Annotated in this window: 12 protein-coding genes; 8 read left to right on the forward strand and 4 right to left on the reverse strand. The window is 68.9% G+C overall.

Translation table 11 applies throughout. From position 1 onward, the window contains the following. The first annotated feature begins 72 nt into the window (after positions 1–72). The 5 genes from OG514_RS35910 (at position 73) to OG514_RS35930 (ending at position 6,869) form a co-directional block, all read left to right on the forward strand. Positions 73–1,572, forward strand: a complete 1,500-nt coding sequence (locus OG514_RS35910) for a rhamnulokinase family protein (protein WP_266901988.1) — start codon at positions 73–75, stop codon at positions 1,570–1,572. After that, the gene (locus tag OG514_RS35915; protein WP_266901990.1) at positions 1,572–2,327 is read left to right on the forward strand and encodes a (Fe-S)-binding protein; all 756 of its coding nucleotides are present in this window, start codon (positions 1,572–1,574) and stop codon (positions 2,325–2,327) included. The genes OG514_RS35910 and OG514_RS35915 overlap by 1 nt, the downstream gene beginning before the upstream one ends. After that, positions 2,324–3,748, forward strand: coding sequence for a LutB/LldF family L-lactate oxidation iron-sulfur protein (locus tag OG514_RS35920; RefSeq protein WP_266901992.1), 1,425 nt, complete (start codon positions 2,324–2,326; stop codon positions 3,746–3,748). Before OG514_RS35915 ends, OG514_RS35920 begins: the two co-directional genes overlap by 4 nt. Further along, entirely contained in the window at positions 3,745–4,389 is a 645-nt protein-coding gene (locus OG514_RS35925; RefSeq protein ID WP_266901994.1) for a lactate utilization protein C, read from the forward strand. Before OG514_RS35920 ends, OG514_RS35925 begins: the two co-directional genes overlap by 4 nt. A 242-nt stretch (positions 4,390–4,631) precedes the next feature. Beyond that, positions 4,632–6,869, forward strand: coding sequence for a hypothetical protein (locus tag OG514_RS35930; protein ID WP_266901996.1), 2,238 nt, complete (start codon positions 4,632–4,634; stop codon positions 6,867–6,869). A 73-nt stretch (positions 6,870–6,942) separates the two neighbouring features. Here OG514_RS35930 and OG514_RS35935 read toward each other — a convergent pair whose 3' ends face one another. Together OG514_RS35935 and OG514_RS35940 are read right to left on the reverse strand one after the other, a co-directional pair. Further along, positions 6,943–8,835: a long-chain fatty acid--CoA ligase gene (locus OG514_RS35935; RefSeq protein ID WP_266901998.1), complete on the reverse strand. Its 1,893-nt coding sequence runs from the start codon at positions 8,833–8,835 to the stop codon at positions 6,943–6,945. Positions 8,836–8,976: 141 nt separating this feature from the next. Continuing rightward, entirely contained in the window at positions 8,977–11,217 is a 2,241-nt protein-coding gene (locus OG514_RS35940; RefSeq protein WP_266902000.1) for a CHAT domain-containing protein, read from the reverse strand. Between the two features lie 227 nt (positions 11,218–11,444). Between OG514_RS35940 and OG514_RS35945 the strand changes: the two genes are divergently transcribed. After that, positions 11,445–12,692 carry a hypothetical protein gene (locus OG514_RS35945; protein ID WP_266902002.1) on the forward strand — a complete coding sequence of 416 codons (1,248 nt, stop codon included), beginning with the start codon at positions 11,445–11,447 and terminating at the stop codon, positions 12,690–12,692. After that, positions 12,689–15,148 (forward strand): caspase family protein, encoded by a 2,460-nt coding sequence (locus tag OG514_RS35950; protein WP_266902004.1) that lies wholly within the window; start codon positions 12,689–12,691, stop codon positions 15,146–15,148. Before OG514_RS35945 ends, OG514_RS35950 begins: the two co-directional genes overlap by 4 nt. A gap of 61 nt (positions 15,149–15,209) precedes the next feature. Here OG514_RS35950 and OG514_RS35955 read toward each other — a convergent pair whose 3' ends face one another. Next, complete coding sequence (locus OG514_RS35955; RefSeq protein ID WP_266902006.1) at positions 15,210–15,731, reverse strand: SMI1/KNR4 family protein; 522 nt, start codon at positions 15,729–15,731, stop codon at positions 15,210–15,212. 373 nt (positions 15,732–16,104) lie between these two features. On the opposite strand from OG514_RS35955, the gene OG514_RS35960 reads away from it, so the two are divergent. After that, positions 16,105–17,226, forward strand: coding sequence for an ABC transporter substrate-binding protein (locus tag OG514_RS35960; protein ID WP_266902008.1), 1,122 nt, complete (start codon positions 16,105–16,107; stop codon positions 17,224–17,226). A gap of 59 nt (positions 17,227–17,285) precedes the next feature. Here the strand turns inward: OG514_RS35960 and OG514_RS35965 are convergent, their stop codons facing one another. Then, positions 17,286–18,197, reverse strand: coding sequence for a YhjD/YihY/BrkB family envelope integrity protein (locus tag OG514_RS35965; RefSeq protein ID WP_266902010.1), 912 nt, complete (start codon positions 18,195–18,197; stop codon positions 17,286–17,288). Position 18,198 lies beyond the last annotated feature (1 nt).

Raw genomic sequence — 18,198 nt, forward strand, 5'->3', positions numbered from 1 at the left:
CCGGCCCAGGTACACCCACCGTGTCCCGCAATCTCCTCCTTCGAACAGCCGCGTGTCCGCGGAGGTATCCACGTGACCCCCACCCCCTCGTCCTCCGCCTACCCCTCTGCCTTCGCTGCGGTCGATCTCGGCGCCACCAGCGGTCGGGTGATTCTCGGCCGGGTCGGCCCGGACCGTCTCGACCTCACCGAGGCACACCGCTTCCCCAACACCCCGGTGCGTCTTCCGGACGGCCTGCGCTGGGACGTACTGGCCCTCTTCCAGGGCGTCCTCGACGGTCTGCGCGCGGCGGCCCGCTCCGGGCCGGTGGCCTCCATCGGCGTGGACAGCTGGGCCGTGGACTACGGGCTCCTCGACGCCGACGGCGCCCTGCTCGGCCAGCCGCACCACTATCGCGACGAGCGGACCACCGGGGCGGCCGAGCGCGTATGGGCCTCGGTCGGCCGCGAGGAGCTGTACGGGATCACCGGCCTGCAGCACCTGCCGTTCAACACGGTCTTCCAGCTCGCCTCGGCGGCCGGGAGTGTCCAACTGGGCGCGGCTCGCACCATGTTGCTCATCCCGGACCTGCTGGTCCACTGGCTGACCGGAGCCGTCGGTGCCGAGGAGACCAACGCCTCCACCACGGGTCTGTTCGACGCGCGCACCGGCACCTGGTCCGGGGAGCTGCTGAACCGGCTCGCGCTCGACCCCGGCCTGCTGCCTCCGCTGCGCTCCCCCGGCGACCGGGCGGGGAGCCTGCTCCCCCATGTCGCCGCGTACACCGGGCTCGCCGCTCTGACCCCGGTGACCACGGTCGCCTCGCACGACACCGCGTCCGCCGTGGTCGCCGTGCCGGCCGCCCGGCCGGACTTCGCCTACATCTCGTGCGGCACGTGGTCGCTGGCCGGGCTCGAACTGGACGCCCCCGTCCTGACGGAGGAGTCCCGGGCGGCGAACTTCACCAACGAGCGCGGCGTCGACGGCACGATCCGCTATCTGCGCAACATCATGGGCATGTGGCTGCTCGAAGAGTGCCGGCGCACCTGGGACAAGGAGGGCCTGCCGGACCACCTCCCCACGCTCCTCGCCGAAGCCGCCCGGTCGGCGCCGTTCGCCTCGGTGGTCGACCCGGACGCCCCGGAGTTCCTCGCCCCCGGCGACATGCCGGCCCGCATCCGGGACTTCTGCGCCCGCACCGGCCAGCCCGTGCCCGGCAGCCAGGGCGCCGTGGTCCGCTGCGTCCTGGAGAGCCTGGCGCTGGCCCACCGTCGTACCCTTCGCCAGGCCGCCGACCTCGCGGGCCGCGACATCACCCGCGTCCACATCGTCGGCGGCGGGTCGCGCAACGAACTGCTCTGCCAACTCACCGCCGACGCCACCGGACTGCCCGTCGTCGCCGGACCCACCGAAGCCACGGCCCTGGGCAATATCCTCGTCCAGGCCAGGGCCACGGGTCTGGTCGGCGACCTCGCCGCCATGCGAGAGCTCGTCGCCTCCACCCAGCACCTGCGGCGCTACACCCCCCGGGGTGACAGCGTCGTCTGGGACGCGGCCGCCGCCCGACTCGACACCGCCCCGAGGAACTCCTGATGCGCGTCGCCCTCTTCGCCACCTGCGTCAACGACGCGGTCTACCCCTCCACGGCCATCGCCACCGTCAAGGTGCTCGAACGCCTCGGCGTGTCCGTGGACTTCCCCGCCGCCCAGACCTGCTGCGGACAGCCCCAGTTCAACACGGGCTACCGCCGGGAGACCGAGCCGTTGGTACGCCGCACGGCGCGGGCCTTCGAGGGCTACGACCATGTGGTCACCCCCTCCGGCTCCTGTGTCGCCATGGTGCGGGACAACTATCCACGGATCGGGCGGAAGGCGCGCGCCGAGGGGCGTGGCAGCGCCCTCGCGGACGCCGCCGAGTCCCTCGTCCCGAGGACGTACGAGCTGACGGAATTCCTCGTCGACGTCCTGGGCGTGACGGACGTGGGGGCGTACTTCCCGCACAAGGTGACCTACCACCCCTCCTGTCACGGTCTGCGCATGCTGGGCCTGGGCGAGCGGCCGCGCAGCCTGCTGCAGGCCGTGAAGGGGCTGGAGCTGGTGGAGCTGCCGGGGGCCGAGGAGTGCTGCGGCTTCGGCGGCACGTTCGCGGTGAAGAACGCCGACGTGTCGACGGCGATGGGCGCCGACAAGGTCCGCAACTCCCTTGCCACCGGCGCGGAGGTGCTGTGCGGCGCCGACAACTCCTGTCTGATGCACATCGATGGCATGCTGCGTCGTCAGGACGCCCCGCAACGCGCCCTGCACATCGCCGAGATTCTCGCGAGCACGGAAGAGGAGCCCCTGGCATGAGCGGCACGTTCATCGGAATGCCGGCCTTCCCGAAGGCCGCGCACGAGGCCGTACGGAACAGCACCCTGCGGGCGAACCTGCGCCACGCCACCCACACCATCCGCGACAAGCGGGCGGTGGCCGTGGCCGAACTCGACGACTGGGCGGAGCTGCGCGAGGCGGGCAAGCAGATCAAGGACCACACGCTCCACCGGCTCGACCACTATCTGGTCCAGCTGGAGGAGTCCGTCACCGCCGCCGGCGGGACGGTGCACTGGGCGGCGGACGCCGCCGAGGCGAACCGCATCGTCGCCGACCTGGTGAAGGCGACCGGCGAGACCGAGGTCGTCAAGGTCAAGTCGATGGCCACGCAGGAGATCGGCCTCAACGAAGCCCTGGAGGCCGAGGGAATCTCCGCGTACGAGACCGACCTCGCCGAGCTGATCGTGCAGCTCGGCGAAGACCGGCCCTCGCACATCCTGGTACCGGCGATCCACCGCAACCGGGGCGAGATCCGCGACATCTTCCGCTCCGAGATGGGCAAATGGGGCCGCTCGGCGCCCGAGGGCCTCACCGACAGTCCCGCCGAGCTGGCCGAGGCGGCCAGGCTGCATCTGCGGGAGAAGTTCCTGCGGGCCAAGGTCGGCATCTCGGGCGCCAACTTCATGGTCGCCGAGACCGGCACCCTGGTCGTCGTCGAGTCCGAGGGCAACGGCCGGATGTGCCTCACCCTGCCCGAGACGCTCATCTCCGTCGTGGGCATCGAGAAGGTCGTCCCCTCCTGGCGCGACCTGGAGGTGTTCCTCCAGACCCTCCCGCGCTCGTCGACCGCCGAGCGCATGAACCCGTACACGAGCATGTGGACCGGCACGAGCGACGACGACGGGCCGTCCGCCTTCCACCTGGTGCTCCTCGACAACGGACGCACGGACGCGCTCGCCGACGAGGTCGGCCGGCAGGCCCTGCGCTGCATCCGCTGTTCCGCCTGTCTGAACGTCTGCCCCGTCTACGAGCGGGCCGGGGGGCACGCCTACGGCTCGGTCTATCCCGGGCCGATCGGCGCCATCCTCACCCCTCAACTACGGGGAACGGCAAGCGAGATCGACGCCTCCCTCCCCTACGCCTCCTCCCTCTGCGGCGCCTGCTACGACGTCTGCCCCGTCGCCATCGACATCCCCGAGGTCCTCGTCCACCTCAGGGAGAAGGTCGCCGACCAAGGCGGCCGGGGGCACCGGCTGGAGAAGGCCGCGATCAAGGCGGCGGGCTGGGTCCTCGACAACCCCGGCGTCCTGGCGGCGGGTGAGCGCGTCGCGGCCAGGACCCGCCGGCTCCACCCCAGGAAACTCCCCGGACCGGGCGCAAGCCGATGGACCGACAGCAGGGACCTGCCGCAGATGCCCGCCGAACCGTTCCGCGACTGGTGGAAGAAGAACCGCACATGACCACACCCCCGGCACCCTCCTCCCGCGAGCGGATCCTGAGCCGCATCCGTACGGCGCTCGCCGAAGCACCCGACACCCCGAGCGCCCCACGCGGCTACCTCACCACCCACAGCCCCGACGACCCCGCCGCGGTCCTCGATCTCCTGCACGAGAACCTCGCCGACTACCGGGCGCACGTGCACCGCGCCATGGAGGCCGAACTCCCGGCCCTGATCGGTGGGTTGCTGGCGGACCACGGGGCTGGCTCGGTCGCCGTCCCGCCGGGGCTGCCCGCCGCCTGGCTGTCGGGCACACCGGTGGAACAACGCCACGCGCCCCTCACCCCGTACGAACTCGACGCCACGGACGCGGTGGTCACCGGCTGCGCCCTGGCGATCGCCGAGACCGGCACGATCGTCCTGGACGGCGGCGCGGGCCAGGGCCGCCGCTCCCTCACCCTCGTGCCCGACCTGCACATCTGCGTCGTACGGGCCGCCGACCAGATCGTCGCCTCGGTCCCGCAGGCCATGCCGCTCCTCGACCCGACCCGCCCCCTCACCTGGATCTCGGGCCCCTCCGCCACCAGCGACATCGAACTCGACCGGGTCGAAGGGGTACACGGCCCCCGCACACTGCACGTGGTCCTGCTCACGACCCGGTGAGGAGCCCCGCCCAACACGAAGCCGTCCGGGCGGAGGTCGCCCATCCGCCGGGTACCGGGGTGACACCACGCGCGCCGCCCCTCAGCGACGACACCCGGCTCGCCTTCGACGGCGACACGCTCCGCCGGTGGCGCACCACCTGACGCTCCGTCCGCTCCTGGGCTCCTGCCCAGGAGACCGAACTCCTCGTACAACCACTCGACCCGATCATGAGTCTGAGTGGGCATCATGCGAGGAGAATCGTGAACCATTACATATCAGGGCGCCGGCTCGCGGCCGCCCTCCTCACCCTGACCACGGTCACCGGCGTGACGGGGACTCTCGTCACCGCCGCCCCGGCCGTCGCCGCCCCCACCAGCGCCGAGGGCCGGTGTGCGCCGACCGCCCCGGGCCTGCTGCCCGTCGCGGCCGAGATCGTCTCCACCGGCGCCTACGGCTACGTCACGACGTGCACGGACGAGAACGGCGCCACGGCGCTGGAGTGGCACAAGAACGACGGCACGGTGTCGCCCCTGGGCGGGCCGTACGGCTACGACTCCGTCTCCGACTTCATCGTGACGGGTGACGGCAGCAGGTTCGTCGCGTACCACCCGGCGACGTCCACGTACGCCAACCACAACATCGGCACGGTCGGCTCCGGTGCCGAGGTGGTCGGCGTGGCCGGCTCCGTCCTGTACGTGAGCGTGCCGACGACCGGCGTGGGCCGGGAGCTGTGGCAGCTGGAGAACGTGAACGGCATCGTCCGGAAGACGAAGCTCTCGAACCCGTACCGCGGCGAGACCGAGACCGGCCACAAGGTCGTCGCCGCGGGCAAGGACAGCAACGGCAGGCCCATCGTGCTGATCCTCGGCAAGGGGCTGCGCGACACCGGCGGGGGCGGGAGGCCGGCTCCGTACGCCTGGCGGGCCGTCGTCCCCGTGGTCTCGGGGACGGTCATCGACCCGGCGTGGACGAACGGTTCGCCGGAGTGGAACGCGGCGACCACCGGCGCCCTCACCTCGAAGTACGAGGCGTGGACCACGAACGTGGCGGGCAGCCACCAACTCGTGGTGCGCGGCTCCGGGCTCGCCAAGAGCATCCCGCTCGACGACATCCCGGGGCAGCCTGTCCTCGCCGGGATCATCGGTGACTCGGCCCTGTACGCGGCACAGCGCGACCCGCTCGCCGGGCCGGAGGCCCTGACCCCGCTGTACGCGCGGAACATCGTCACGGGCGCCGCTCCCACCAAGCTCCTGGTGAACTACTCTTCCGTCGCCCACGCCGCCGACGGCAGCCTGCTGGTGCGCGGTGCGACGACGGAGTCGGACGGCCTGTTCCGGATCACCGAGGGCGTCGGCGGCACACCGACCGTCACGCCCGTCGCCGACACCGGCCGGGTGCTCGGCGTCAAGGTGACGGAGTCGAAGGTCCCGACGGCGATCGACCTGGAGAAGCCGGTCAGCACGGCGATGGAGTGGGCGCTGTCGCGCGGCAACGCCCGCGTGGACCTGACGCTGACGCACAACCGGTCGGGCAGGAAGCAGGTGACGCGCCTGACGGAGTCCGGGGGTCCCGCACGCTTCGCCTTCTCGTGGGACGGGCTCCTGAACGGGGCCAGCGCGCCGAACGGCGCCTACTCCTGGCAGCTGACCGCCACCCCGCTCGACGGTGTCGGCACTCCTGCCACGGCCTCCGGTGCCTTCACGGTGTCCCGCAGGGCCAACCCCCACGACTTCACCGACAACGGCTCCGGCGACCTCCTCGCCCGCGACGCCGCCGGCGTGCTGTGGAGCGACGACCTGTTCGACTGGCCGGTGAACGGGCAGGTGAAGCCGGCCAAGCGGACGAAGATCGGGCCGGGCTGGAACACGTACCAGCAGATCGAGGCCGTCGGGAACATCGGCGGCGGAGCGCACGGCGACCTCATCGCCCTCGACGGCTCCGGTGTGCTGTGGAACTACCTCGGCAAGGGCGACGGCACCTTCACCGCCCGGACGCGGATCGGCGGCGGGTGGGGCGGCTACACCAAGCTCGCCGGCGGCTCGGACCTCGGGACGGACGGCAAGGCGGACCTCTTCGCCGTCGACACCGCGGGCTTCCTGTGGCGCTACCTGGGCACCGGCGACGCGGCGAAGCCGTACGGGCCCCGGGTCCGGATGGGCGGCGGCTGGGGCGGCTACAACCAGCTGACCGCCGTCGGCGACATCGCCGGTGACGCGGGCGGCGACCTCGTCGCCCGTGACGCCTCCGGCGTCCTCTGGCTCTACCCGAGCAACGGCTACACGTACTCCACCCGCGTCCGCGTGGGCGGCGGGTGGGGCGGCTTCAGCCAGCTCGTCGGCGCCGGTGACGTGACGAACGACGGCCGCCCGGACCTGATCGCGTACGGCTCCGCCGGCACGTACGTCTACCGCTCGACGGGCTCCGCCACGGCGCCGTTCAGTCGTCAGTCGACATCGCTGTACGCGGGCGAGGGCACCAAGTACACCAACGTGTCCTGAGCCGTTCCCAGGGGTGACCCCGGCGCCCGTCCGGTACGGCTGTGGTCTGCCGTACCGGACGGGAGGTCGGACGTCATGCCTCGCGGGAACCCTCGTACATGGCCTCGACGACCTCGGCGTACTCCCGCTCCACGAACGGCCGCTTGACCTTGAGGCTCGGGGTGAGTTCGCCGTGCTCGACATCGAGGTCGCGCGGCAGCACCGAGAACTTCTTGATCGTCTGCCACCGCTGCAGATCGCCGTTCACCCGCTGGACGAAGCCCTCGATCAGCGCGTGCGCCTCCGGCGAGGAGACGACGTCGGCATAGGTACGGCCCCCGAGGCCGTTCGATGCCGACCAGGGCATGATCGCGGTCTCGTCGAGCGTGATCAGTGCGGTGCAGTAGTTGCGGCCGTTGCCGATGACCAGGATGTTGCTGACGAACGGGCAGACGGCCTTGAAGCGGCTCTCGATCTCCGTGGGTGCGATGTACTTGCCGCCCGAGGTCTTGAACAGGTCCTTCTTGCGGTCGGTGATCCGCACGAAGCCGTCCTTGTCGACGTCTCCGATGTCGCCGGTGTGGAACCAGCCGTCGCTCTCCAGCACTTCGGCGGTCTTGTCCGGGAGGTTGTGATAGCCCCGCATGACGCCGGGTCCCCGCAGGAGGATCTCCCCGTCCTCGGCTATCCGGACCTCGGTGCCGGGCAGCGGCCTGCCGACCGTGCCCACCCGGAAGTCGTCGACCGGGTTGACCGTGACGGCCGCACTGGTCTCCGTCAGTCCGTAGCCCTCGAGAACGGGCACGCCCGCGCCGGCGAAGAAGTAACCGATGTCGGCGGCGAGTGCGGCGCTTCCCGAGGCGCTGCCCCGGAGTTCACCCCCGAAGGCCGCGCGGATCTTGCCGTAGACCAGTTTGTCGGCGACGGCGTGCTGCACGGTGAGCCAGAGGGGCAGCTTGCGCCTTCCCGTGGCCACCATCTGCTCCTGCCCGGTCCTGGCGTGGTCGCGGGCGACCTTCGCCGCCCACAGGAAGATCTTGTACTTGGCGCCGCCCTCGGCCCTCGCCCTGGCCGCGATGCCGTTGTAGACCTTCTCGAAGATCCTCGGTGCGGAAGCCATCACGGTGGGCCGGACGACGGGCAGGTTGGTGACGATGCGGTCGATGCGCCCGTCCACCGCGATCACGCTTCCGGTCTTCACCTGACCGGCGATCAGGGCGTTGCCGAAGACATGGGACAGCGGCAGCCAAAGGAACTGCACGTCGTCGGGGAGCAGCAGCCCGCTGACCTCCTGCGCGACGGCCTGGTAGGACCAGCAGTCGTGCACCAGGCGCACGCCCTTGGGACGGCCGGTCGTTCCGGAGGTGTAGATCAGGGTGGCGAGGTGATCGGGCCCGATGGCCCGGACCGCCGTGTCGACCGCGTCCGGATGCTCCTGCAGATGGGCCTCGCCGCGCTTCTCCAGCTCGGCGAGGGTCAGTACGTCCAGCCCGTCGACCCGGGGCGTGTCCGCGTCGGGGTCGGGGTCGAAGAGGATGGCGTGGTCGAGACCGGGCAGACGGTCGGCGTGGGCGGCCACCTTGGCCAGTTGCTCGGCGTTCTCGACGAAGATCGCCCGGCTGCCGGAGTCGGAGAGGATGTACGCCGTCTCTTCGGCGTTGGTGCTCGGGTAGACCGCGGTGGCGGCGCCTCCCGCACAGGCGACGCCCAGGTCGGCGAGGATCCACTCCACCCGGGTCGAGGAGGAGATGGCCACCCGCTCCTCCGGCCGCAGCCCGAGGGTGAGCAGGCCTGCCGCGATGGCCTTGACGCGCTCCGCGGTCTGCGCCCACGTCAGCGAGCGCCACTCCTCGGCGCCGGGAGCACCGCCGTCGGCCGCCACGGGGTGGCGATAGGCCTCGCGGTCGGGTGTGGCCGCGACCCTGGAGAGGAAGATGTGCGCCACTGATGGCGGGCGGCTGTCGAGAAGGTTCTGCGCGGCACTCATGGCAACCCCCGGGCCCAGTGCGCCTGCCAATGATTCATTGACCGGCCGGTAACTTGCGAGTTCTGGAGAGGCTAAGGGGAAACCCCGCGGCACGTAAGGGGAGCAGGCGAGGAAAATGCTCGACGCTTCGCCGACGGTCCGTCAGATGGTCGCGGACTCGGAGGATGCCAGCGTCTCCACCAGCGGGTGCTGTGGGCCGAAGGTGTTGTGGACCCAGAACTCCGGGCGCGGTCCCTTCCAGAAGAACTCCAGCGAGTCGCCCACCCGGGCGATGAGTTCCAGATTGCCCCCTGGTCTGCCGTCCTTGCCGCCGTAGGTGCTCTGGATCATGGTCAAGGCGGTGACCTCCAGCTCCTGCGCCGCGAAGTAGGGCATGCTCCACGGCAGGCCGTCGGCATCGTTCCTGCGACGGAGGAACAACATCCCGCCGTGCACTGCGGGGCATGCCAGCAGGAGGTCGCCGGGTTCTGTGGTGCGATCCTGGATCAGTACCGGGTTGCCCGTCGCCCCACGGGCGATCGGGTCCTTCAGCTCATGCCAGTCGGTCGGTTCCGCGGTCTCGTTCCAGAGGAACCGAAGCTCCTCCCCCGTCCTCACGACGACTTCCAGACCACCCCGACCGCCGCCGAGATCGCTCTCCACCATGCCCACCGCCGCGACCTCTCCCAAGCCCGGGGCGAACACGTAGGGAGCGGTCCATGGATAGCCCTCCGTGTCGTTCCTGCGAAGCATGAACATCAGGCCACCGCCCGCGGCAGGACACAGCAGGTGGAAGTCGCCGGGATCGCCGTGCCGGGACTGGACGAGCGCCGGAATGCCGGACGCCCGTCCGGCTATGGGCGTCGGCAGCACATGCCAATCGGCGGGGTCCGCGCTGTCGTTCCAGGCGAACTCCAGCTCCTCCCCTGTTCTCGCGACGACTTCGAGACTGCTCCTCCCCTCGCCGAGTCTGCTCTCCACCATGCCGATCGCGTCGACCTTCCCGAGCCGGGGAAGAATGAAGTTGGGCGGTCCCCAGGGAACGCCGCGTATGCCGTTCTTCCGGCGCATGGAGACGATCCCGTTCCGCGGCCCGGGAAAGACCAGCTCGAAGTCGGTCCGAGTGAACTTCCGCCGCTCGCCGGCAGTCGAGTCGCCTGCGGGTCTCTTCTGGATCAGTACCGGATTTCCGTGGATCTGCGTGCTCCTGGAGGCCTGGGCCGCGATGAGTCGCTCTTCGTCGCGCCGCACGCTCTCGACAGCCCTCTCGAAGTTCGGCGTCTGCTGCACGACGTCGAACAGTCGGACGTCCTTGTCGCTGCGCACGTACAGCACCGGTGTCGCCCACTCGAGGCTCTGGTCGTCGTGCAGCAGCATCGCGACTCGCCCGTGGTGCACCGCCACGTCGACGGGGCGCCCGAGGCCGACCAGCGCCTGGTAGAAGAAGCGGGAGAACGCGACCGCAGCGCGGTCGGACACCGCGAACTGCATGGCGACCACGGCCGGGACGAACTTCAGCAATTCCGCAGCCACACTGGAGTACAGCTCGTCGTGGCTCCCCTTCCCCGTCTCGCACCCGTTCAGAACCACGAGCTGCGGCTTCAGACGCGCCTGCTTGATGGCCTTGCCCATGGCATCGCCATGGATGAGCCGCTTCCGGCCCTGCTGGTCGCTGAAGACGAGCGCACCCGCCTGATGCTCTTCGTCGTACTCGCCATGGCCCACGTAGTGGAGCACATGGCATCCGGCGGACCTGAAAGTGAACTCGTCCAGCATCCTCGTCCAGTTACGCGCCTGCACCCAGCGCAGTTGGGCGACTCCTCCTTCGACCAGCCCCCTCAGACTTCTCCGCAGATTGCGCTCCTCGCCCAGCACGTCCAGCGACCGCTCGAACGGGGGCGCTGACACGAGTCCCGTCACCTGGACCGGAGGTTCCGTCGGAGTCGGACCGTGAGGGTCGGACAGGTCGACACAACGCACGACCTCGTCCTCCAGGCACAGGTAGCCGAAGTCCTGACTGTGGATCAACTCCCAGGGCAGTGTGGTCAACTCCGGGGTGTCCATGCGGAGCATCATCCGCAGGTTCTCACCCCGGGCGGCGGCCCTCCGTCGCCGGTCGGCATAGAGCTCGCCCACATCACCGGGACAGAGCGCCCCGAAGAGCTCGTCGCCGATCTCCCGGGCGGACAGGTCCCGCGTGGCGAAGGACCCCCTTGGCGATCTGCTCGCCATCGAGGTGGATCCCGAGCTGTCCTGGAGCGCCCCGGAGCGCTCTCTGATGTTTTCCACGTCCAAAGCGACGTCAGAAACAATGACGGGGGTCTCAGTTCCTGTCGTCGCACTGACCGAATAGCGGCCGTGGCCGCCGGAGATTTCCAGTGCAAAAGTGTTACGTTCCACCACTCTGCCCACCTCTAGGCGCCGAACTCCTGGGCAGGGACGCGCCACTCCTGGGCATGGACGCGCTGAATTCACTCTACTCCCGTCCACTCCCGGCGCGATGGACAGGGGATCACAACGGTCGCAAGCTGGAAGAAGAACCGCCCTGGCACCGATGCGAGACCAGACCGCGGACAAGCCTTCCCGTCGACGTGCTCCCGCCGGTGTACTTCAGATGCCCAGGAGGAGCTATGGAGGGCTCATTGGTATTCGTGCATGGCACGGGGGTCCGTGAAGGCGTCAAAGACACACTGGAGAAAGTACGCACCGGCATGGAGGGGCTGGGCCTGCCTCGGGAGTCCGTATCCGCACCACACTGGGGCGAGAAGGTCGGGCCGGCCGACCTCGACGTGACACCCATCCTGCCGGAATCCTCAGTGAGTACACGTGCGGCAATGGAGGTCGAGGCGCCTGAAAGCGGCGAGAGCGAAGCAGCCACCTGGGGGCTGCTCATCGAAGACCCGCTCATCGAACTGCGGATACGCGCCGCCGCCCGTCCCGGACCGGCGGACGTCGTGCTCGGTGTCGTACCGCTGCAAGTCGAAGTGCAGCAACGGATGGACGGGGCCGCGGTGCCACAAGGCGCGCTCAAAGCCGCAGGGGTCACCGACGAGGAGCTGCGCTCGGCCATCACTTCGGTACGCGATTCCGATGTCCTGATCGGAATCGTCAGAGCGATGGACCGCGCCCGCAATAAGGACGAGCCGGTCGACGCCAATGAGCAGAAGCTACTGCTCGATGCCGTCTCGCGATCCGTCGTCGCCTTCATCCTGCGCGGTCACCGCATCGCTGTTCCTCCGAAGCTGTCGCCCATAGCGATTTCCGGTGACGAGCGAACACAATTCGTCGACGCGGTCAGCGACACATTGTCCGGCGCCCCCACCAGGGGAGTCGTCACACAATCGCTCTGGAAGGTCCTCGGACCTCTGGCGGTGCGCATCGGCAACGCCAAGGCCAAGGAACACCGGGCGAAGCTCATGGACCCCTTCTCCGACTTCATTCGCGACGTGGCGTTCTACATACGTCGCGGGGAAGCGGTCCGCGAAGTTCTTGCCACCGCCATCTCCGACCTGCCTCCGAACGGCCCTGTCGTCGTCGTGGGACACAGTCTCGGCGGGATCGCCATGGTGGATCTGCTGTCCGGCGACGACGCTCCACACGTGGACCTGCTGGTGACGGCCGGTTCACAGGCACCGTACCTGTATCTGCTGGACGCCCTGGTGTCACTCGAACCCGGCAAGAACGCGAAGCCGTTCACTCCCTGGCTGAACATCTACAGTCCAGCGGATTTCCTGTCCTTCCGCGCGGCCCCCGCCTTCGACGGGGTGAGCGGAATCGTCGACAGGGATGTCGATGCCGGAGTCCCGTTCCCGGAATCGCACAGCGCCTACTGGGCCCACGCAGCCACCTACGCTTTGATCAAAGATAACTGGCCATGACCGGCACATATGAGGATAGCTGGGCGCTGGTGGTCGGAATCGATGCCTACGACCATCCGGATATCAACGATCTCGGCGGCGCCGTGCAAGATGCATGCCAATCGGTGGAGTGGCTACGGAAGGCGGGGGTTCCTGATCAACGCATCCTTTTGCATGCACAGCCGACAGAGACAAGTCGCCCGTTGCTCACATCACTGGACCCGGTAGTGCCCTGGGAGAATGCGACGGAGGCCGATATAACGAAATCCCTTGAAAAGCTTCGCGAGGTGCACGGGAGTCACCTGTTCGTATTCCTTTCGGGGCACGGCATCTATGATCCCGCCACGAAGAGGCTCTTCGTCACCTGCGAGGCATCACCCAAGGAAAAGGGCGTGTTCCACAACCTCGGCATCGAGGAGCACATTGAATTGTTCCGGTCCATGGATTTCCCGGAACAATTGCTGATCATGGACGGCTGCCAGAATGTTCCCTTTACCGAGAGCGAGCGATCCAGGGTCGTCGCAGGGATGCCGTTCTCGGGCTTCAACGCCAAGGCCGGCAACACGCTGGTCTTCTGCTTCGCATGCCAGCAGAGCGAGATGGCGATGGAGATAGAGGGGCGAGGCCTCTTCCTCAAGAAGTTGCTTAAGATCATCGACACACAGAATCCGACCCCTCGGACTCTCCACCTGGATTTCGACAGCGGTGACGTCAGCATCGACCTGCGCAGGGCGGTGACGGAAGTCGTCGGTCCGGAGGTAGCGGAAACCGCGTGGACGAAACGCATCCGCCAGACCCCCGGGGTGCAGGTGTACGGAGCAGGTACGGCCCAGAATGTCTGGCCCCTTCACCTCCCTCCGACTCCCGCTGCGCGCATGTCCATATCCGTGACACCCGCCTCTGCCGCGAAGGATGTGCGCGAGATACTGGTACGGGTGGACGACGCGCCCTATTGGCGCAGAGAGGCTCCCGTACCGCCTCGTACGACGGTGGAGCTGCCCTTCGAGAACCACCTCCCCCACGAGACGAGCCTGAGCGTGACCTGCCGGCTCAAGGACAACTCGGGCTGGCGAAAGCCGGCCGAACGTCGGATTCACATCGGCGACAGCGACAGCGAGATCGTCTTCAAGTTGAAGCCGGACCCGCCGGGGTCTCCACCGGACTCGCCGCCGGAAGGCCGACTGCGCGGCAGGAGATGGTCGTTGCCGCCCCGGCCCGACACCTACCGGTCCTCCAGGAAGCCGATGGACGACGACACCGCATGGGTCTTCGTCGGAAACGTCGACTCCAGCGGCAGCCTCACCTCCTCCACTTCTCACGAACTCCGTGGGAGCATCCGGAAGTACCTGCGGAATCCGCCGAACAGGATCGAGGTCACAGAAGAAGAGGGGGGCCTCTATATTTCAGGACGGTACGGAGACCGGGAACTGCTCATGCAGTTCGCATCGGAGGTCGCCACCACCTTTGCCTCCGTGACACCGGACGACATATCGACCACGATCCGCGAATCATCGGAATTCCCCGATCGCACGGCAGTCAGGGTCGTGCTGCCCGAAGGCGGAACGGGACAACTGGTCGGCGCTGTCACAGACACTCCCACCGTAACCGTCGGCCAGACCGAGCGGGCCATACGGGAGATCGAGGCGGACCCATTGTTCAGCGTGTCACCAGGCCACGTCCAGGTGAGGGTCGACCTACCTTGGGGATCCTGGTCCGAGATGGTCGAGGTCTTCGCGGGGACCGAGAAGACCGTACCGCTGCCTCGCACCATCGGGAACAGCTTGGCGCCACTCAGGGTGATCATCCAGCCTGAGGTCTGGGAAGAACTTCCCGGATATTCCGTCATCGATCTCGACCGTCGAACCGGCAAGTGGCTGATCACGACGTATCCGAAGGAATCCGCATGGGGGACCTGCGTGTCACTCCCCGGAACCGGCACGGGCGTGACATTCCCTCTCCATCCCTCGCTACCCCTGGCGCTCGACATCAGCGACAGGGCGACCCGGGTGGAACCACTCTCGACAATTCCGACCCCGGAATGGGACGCCCTCGTTTCACTGGGGAACTTGAGCGGTCACAATCCCAAGAGACTGTTCACTGCGGACAAGACCTGGGCACCCGATCCGGCCCTGACCCTGGCCCGCGCCTACGCCTGCTACGCCGCCGGCGAGGACAAGTACACCAGAGGCCTCCTGAAACTCCTGAGCGAGCGGGGCTCCGACATCTGCGACATGGCCGTACTGGAGGGCGCGACAGCGCTTCGGTCGAACGCCTCCGCGCCGAAGTCCGTGCGCGCCGACCTCGAGCGCTGGGCCGACGCAGGCACCGTGCCGGTCCTGCGGTGGGGTGTCGCGCCGGCCGTGGTACTGGCCCAGAAGCTGGGGCTGGACGGGTGGCGTGCCCGGCTGGAGGCCATAGAGGAATCACTGTCACCCGTGTCGACCTGGACGGTCTGGACGGTCCGACAAACGCCGTGACGGCCCCTCACACGGTGGTATCCCCTGCCCGTCAGGGCAGCGGATACCACGGCGTTCACCTCTAGGGCAGGAACTCGTAGAAAGGGCCGTCGGGTGCGCGGTCGCGAGAGCACAACGTCACGTCCCTCCCCTTGAGATAGGCCAGCAACCACTCGCTGAACGTCATCTCGTAGAGAGTCCAGGACGGACTGTCCATTTCCTGGACCACGACGCGCCACGGGGACGAGGAGTCGTCAGGGATGCGGAGGAAGATCATTTCCCCCGTCGTGGCCGTCGCCACCGGGATCAACTCACCGGGGTTCGTTCCAGCCGGGCCGGGCAGGAACTCGGCCATGTCCTCCTCGCGCCAGAATTCGAGGTCCGCCCTGATCATCGTGCCCAGATCATGCAGAAGGTGCTCGGCCGGGTGCTTCAGATACAACTGTCCGTTGATCTCGATCGAACCGTAGGCGTCGATGATCTCACGGAAGTCCGCCGGGAATTCGATGCCGAATTCCCGCTCCCTTGCGGTCCATGGCGCCGGATCCGACCAGTTGAACGTGGACTCACCCAACAGGGCGCTTATCTCGGAAAGCGTTGCCACCACTAGGCCCCTTCCAGCGCTTCGCGCCGACACCTGACCGGGAGTTGATCGCAGTGTACGAGGAGGTGTCCACGGCATTCCCCCGGGGTCCGCACGCGTGCACGCGGTCGTTCCCACCTGCACCAGGGACGGGGCACGGTCGACATCTCGTACCGTGCACCACGACGGCGACAAGGCCGCGCCGTCGTGCGCACGGCGGCGTGCCGTGGAGGAAGAACGTGAGCCTTCCGCCCGGCGTTTGATACCGGTCGCGCCCGTGACGGCACCCTCCTCCGATCGCTCGACCAGGGGCTCGACTAGTCTCGGCGCCGATGACGTTCACTCTGCTGTCGGGGCGAGTGGCGACCGATTCGTCACTCGGGGGACGCGCCGCATGCACACACCACCATCGCCGCCCGCAGCGGAGCGCGCTGACGGATCATCCGACTCCTCCGTCAAGATCGGTGCTCTCGTTCCGCTGACCCGGCCCGGCTGGGTCGATGCGGGCCGGCACGTGCTCGCCGGACTCGAACTGGGCGTGCGCGAGGTCAATGACGCCGGTGGGATCGCCGGACGGCCCGTCGAGCTGGTGGTCCGCGACACCGCCGCCGATCCGCAGAGGGCCGCTGCGGCCGTGGACGAACTGGAGGGCCTCGGCGTGGCCGCCGTGGCCGGCGAGTACCACAGCGTCGTCGCCCGCGCCGCTGCCGCCAGGGCCGACGCCCTGGGTCTGCCGTTCCTCTGCTCGTCAGCCGTTCTCGACGCGCTCACCGACCAGCCGACGGAGTGGGTCGCACGCGTCGCCCCGGCGCAGTCCCACGGCTGGCGGATCTACGCGGACTTCCTCCTCGACGCCGGCCACAGCCGGATCGCCGTGGCCGCCGATCCGAGTGTCTACTGGGCATCCGGGGCCGGGATTCTGCGGGACCACCTCGCCCCACGCGGCGGCACGGTCATCGAGCTCGACATGCGCGGGCTCACCCCCGCGGCGGTGTGCGACGCACTCGTCGAGCACCGCGCGACCGCCCTCCTTCTGCTGGTCGGCCACCCGGAGCCGGCGGTGCCGATCGTCAAGGCCGTCCGCCGCGACCCGCGCCTCGCCGAAACCGTGCTGGGCGCTCCGGCCGGGCAGCCGGAGTTCGCCGAATGGGCGACGCTCCTGGGCGCCGACGGCGCCGGGATCCCCTTCCTGCGCTACCTCCCCGAGCGGCTCGGCCCACTCGGTGCACGCGTCGGGACGGCCCTCCGTGAACGGCTGGGCGAAGCGCCCTCCTTCGTCGCCTTCGAGGGCTACGACACGATCGCCGTCCTCGCCGACGTGCTGCGTTCCCACGGCACGGACCGGAAGCGCATCGCCGAATCCTGGCCGGGCGTCGCGGTCGAAGGCACCCGCGGTCGGATCCGGTTCTCCCGGCCGCCGGGCATCAGCGTGTGGCAGTGGGCCTGGCCGCCCGTCCAGGTCGTTGATCGAGATCCGGCGGAACCCGGTCGCTTCCGGATCCTCCGCACGGGCTGAGGACCCCGACGCCGCCGGTCGTCGAGGGCCTGATCGGCGGCGGCCGCGGAAGCGGCAGGTCACGAGTTCCCGGCCGGGGGCTCCTCCGTCGGACCGTGGTTGTCCGCCTCTGTCCGCTCCTCGTACACCATCCCCAAGTAGTGGCACAGGGGCGGTTCCTGCGCGAGCACCGCCCCGATGGTGAACGCGAAGGTGACCGCCGCGCACACGACGATCAGCCAGGACAGCATGGTGAGGACGAGCCCCAGGGATCCGTACTCCCCCAGCGCCCTGTTGAACGCGGTGGGCATGTACAAGCGCGCCGTCAGCGCCAGCCCGCTCGTGGCCGTCGCCGCCAGGACCGCACCCGGCAGCAGCGGCAGCCATCGGACGCGGTTGGCGAGGAGCAGGTGCTGGGTCCACATCCAGATCCCGGTGCTCACGAGGAAGAAGACCGGCACGCCGACCCACAGGCCCGCCCCGAAGCCGTCCCGCATCGGCCCCTGCATCAGGACCACGAGCAGCAGAGCCAGCAGCCACACCACCCAACGCCAGACCGCGACCCGCGTCTTGGATTTGGGCAGCGCCCAGGCCCGCTCGCAGACCCGGGCCATCGCCCGGCTGAAGCTGGTCGCCGAGACCAGTGCGACGACCAGACCGACCGTACCCGTCGTCTCCTTCAGGTCGCCGTCGGCGGAGTCACCGAGCACCTGCTGCAGCTCGACGTCGGAACGACCGCTCAGTCCGAACATCGCGCGCAGGGATTCCCTCAGCTGGTCACGTACCGAGTGCGGGGCGAACGCCGCGACGGCGAAGAGGAGCGGCACGGCGGCCAGGAACGCCTGAGCCGCCAGGCGGGTGCCCGCGTCCAGCAGGTTCCCGGACAACAACCGGCTCGCGATCTCGGTCAGGACGGGCAGGCGCGCCTCGGCCCCCGCACGCAGCAGTCGCCATCGTGTCGCAAGGGCCGCCCTGCGGCCTTCTCCCGGCATC

Source organism: Streptomyces sp. NBC_00572 (genome assembly GCF_026341815.1).
Classification (GTDB): domain Bacteria; phylum Actinomycetota; class Actinomycetes; order Streptomycetales; family Streptomycetaceae; genus Streptomyces.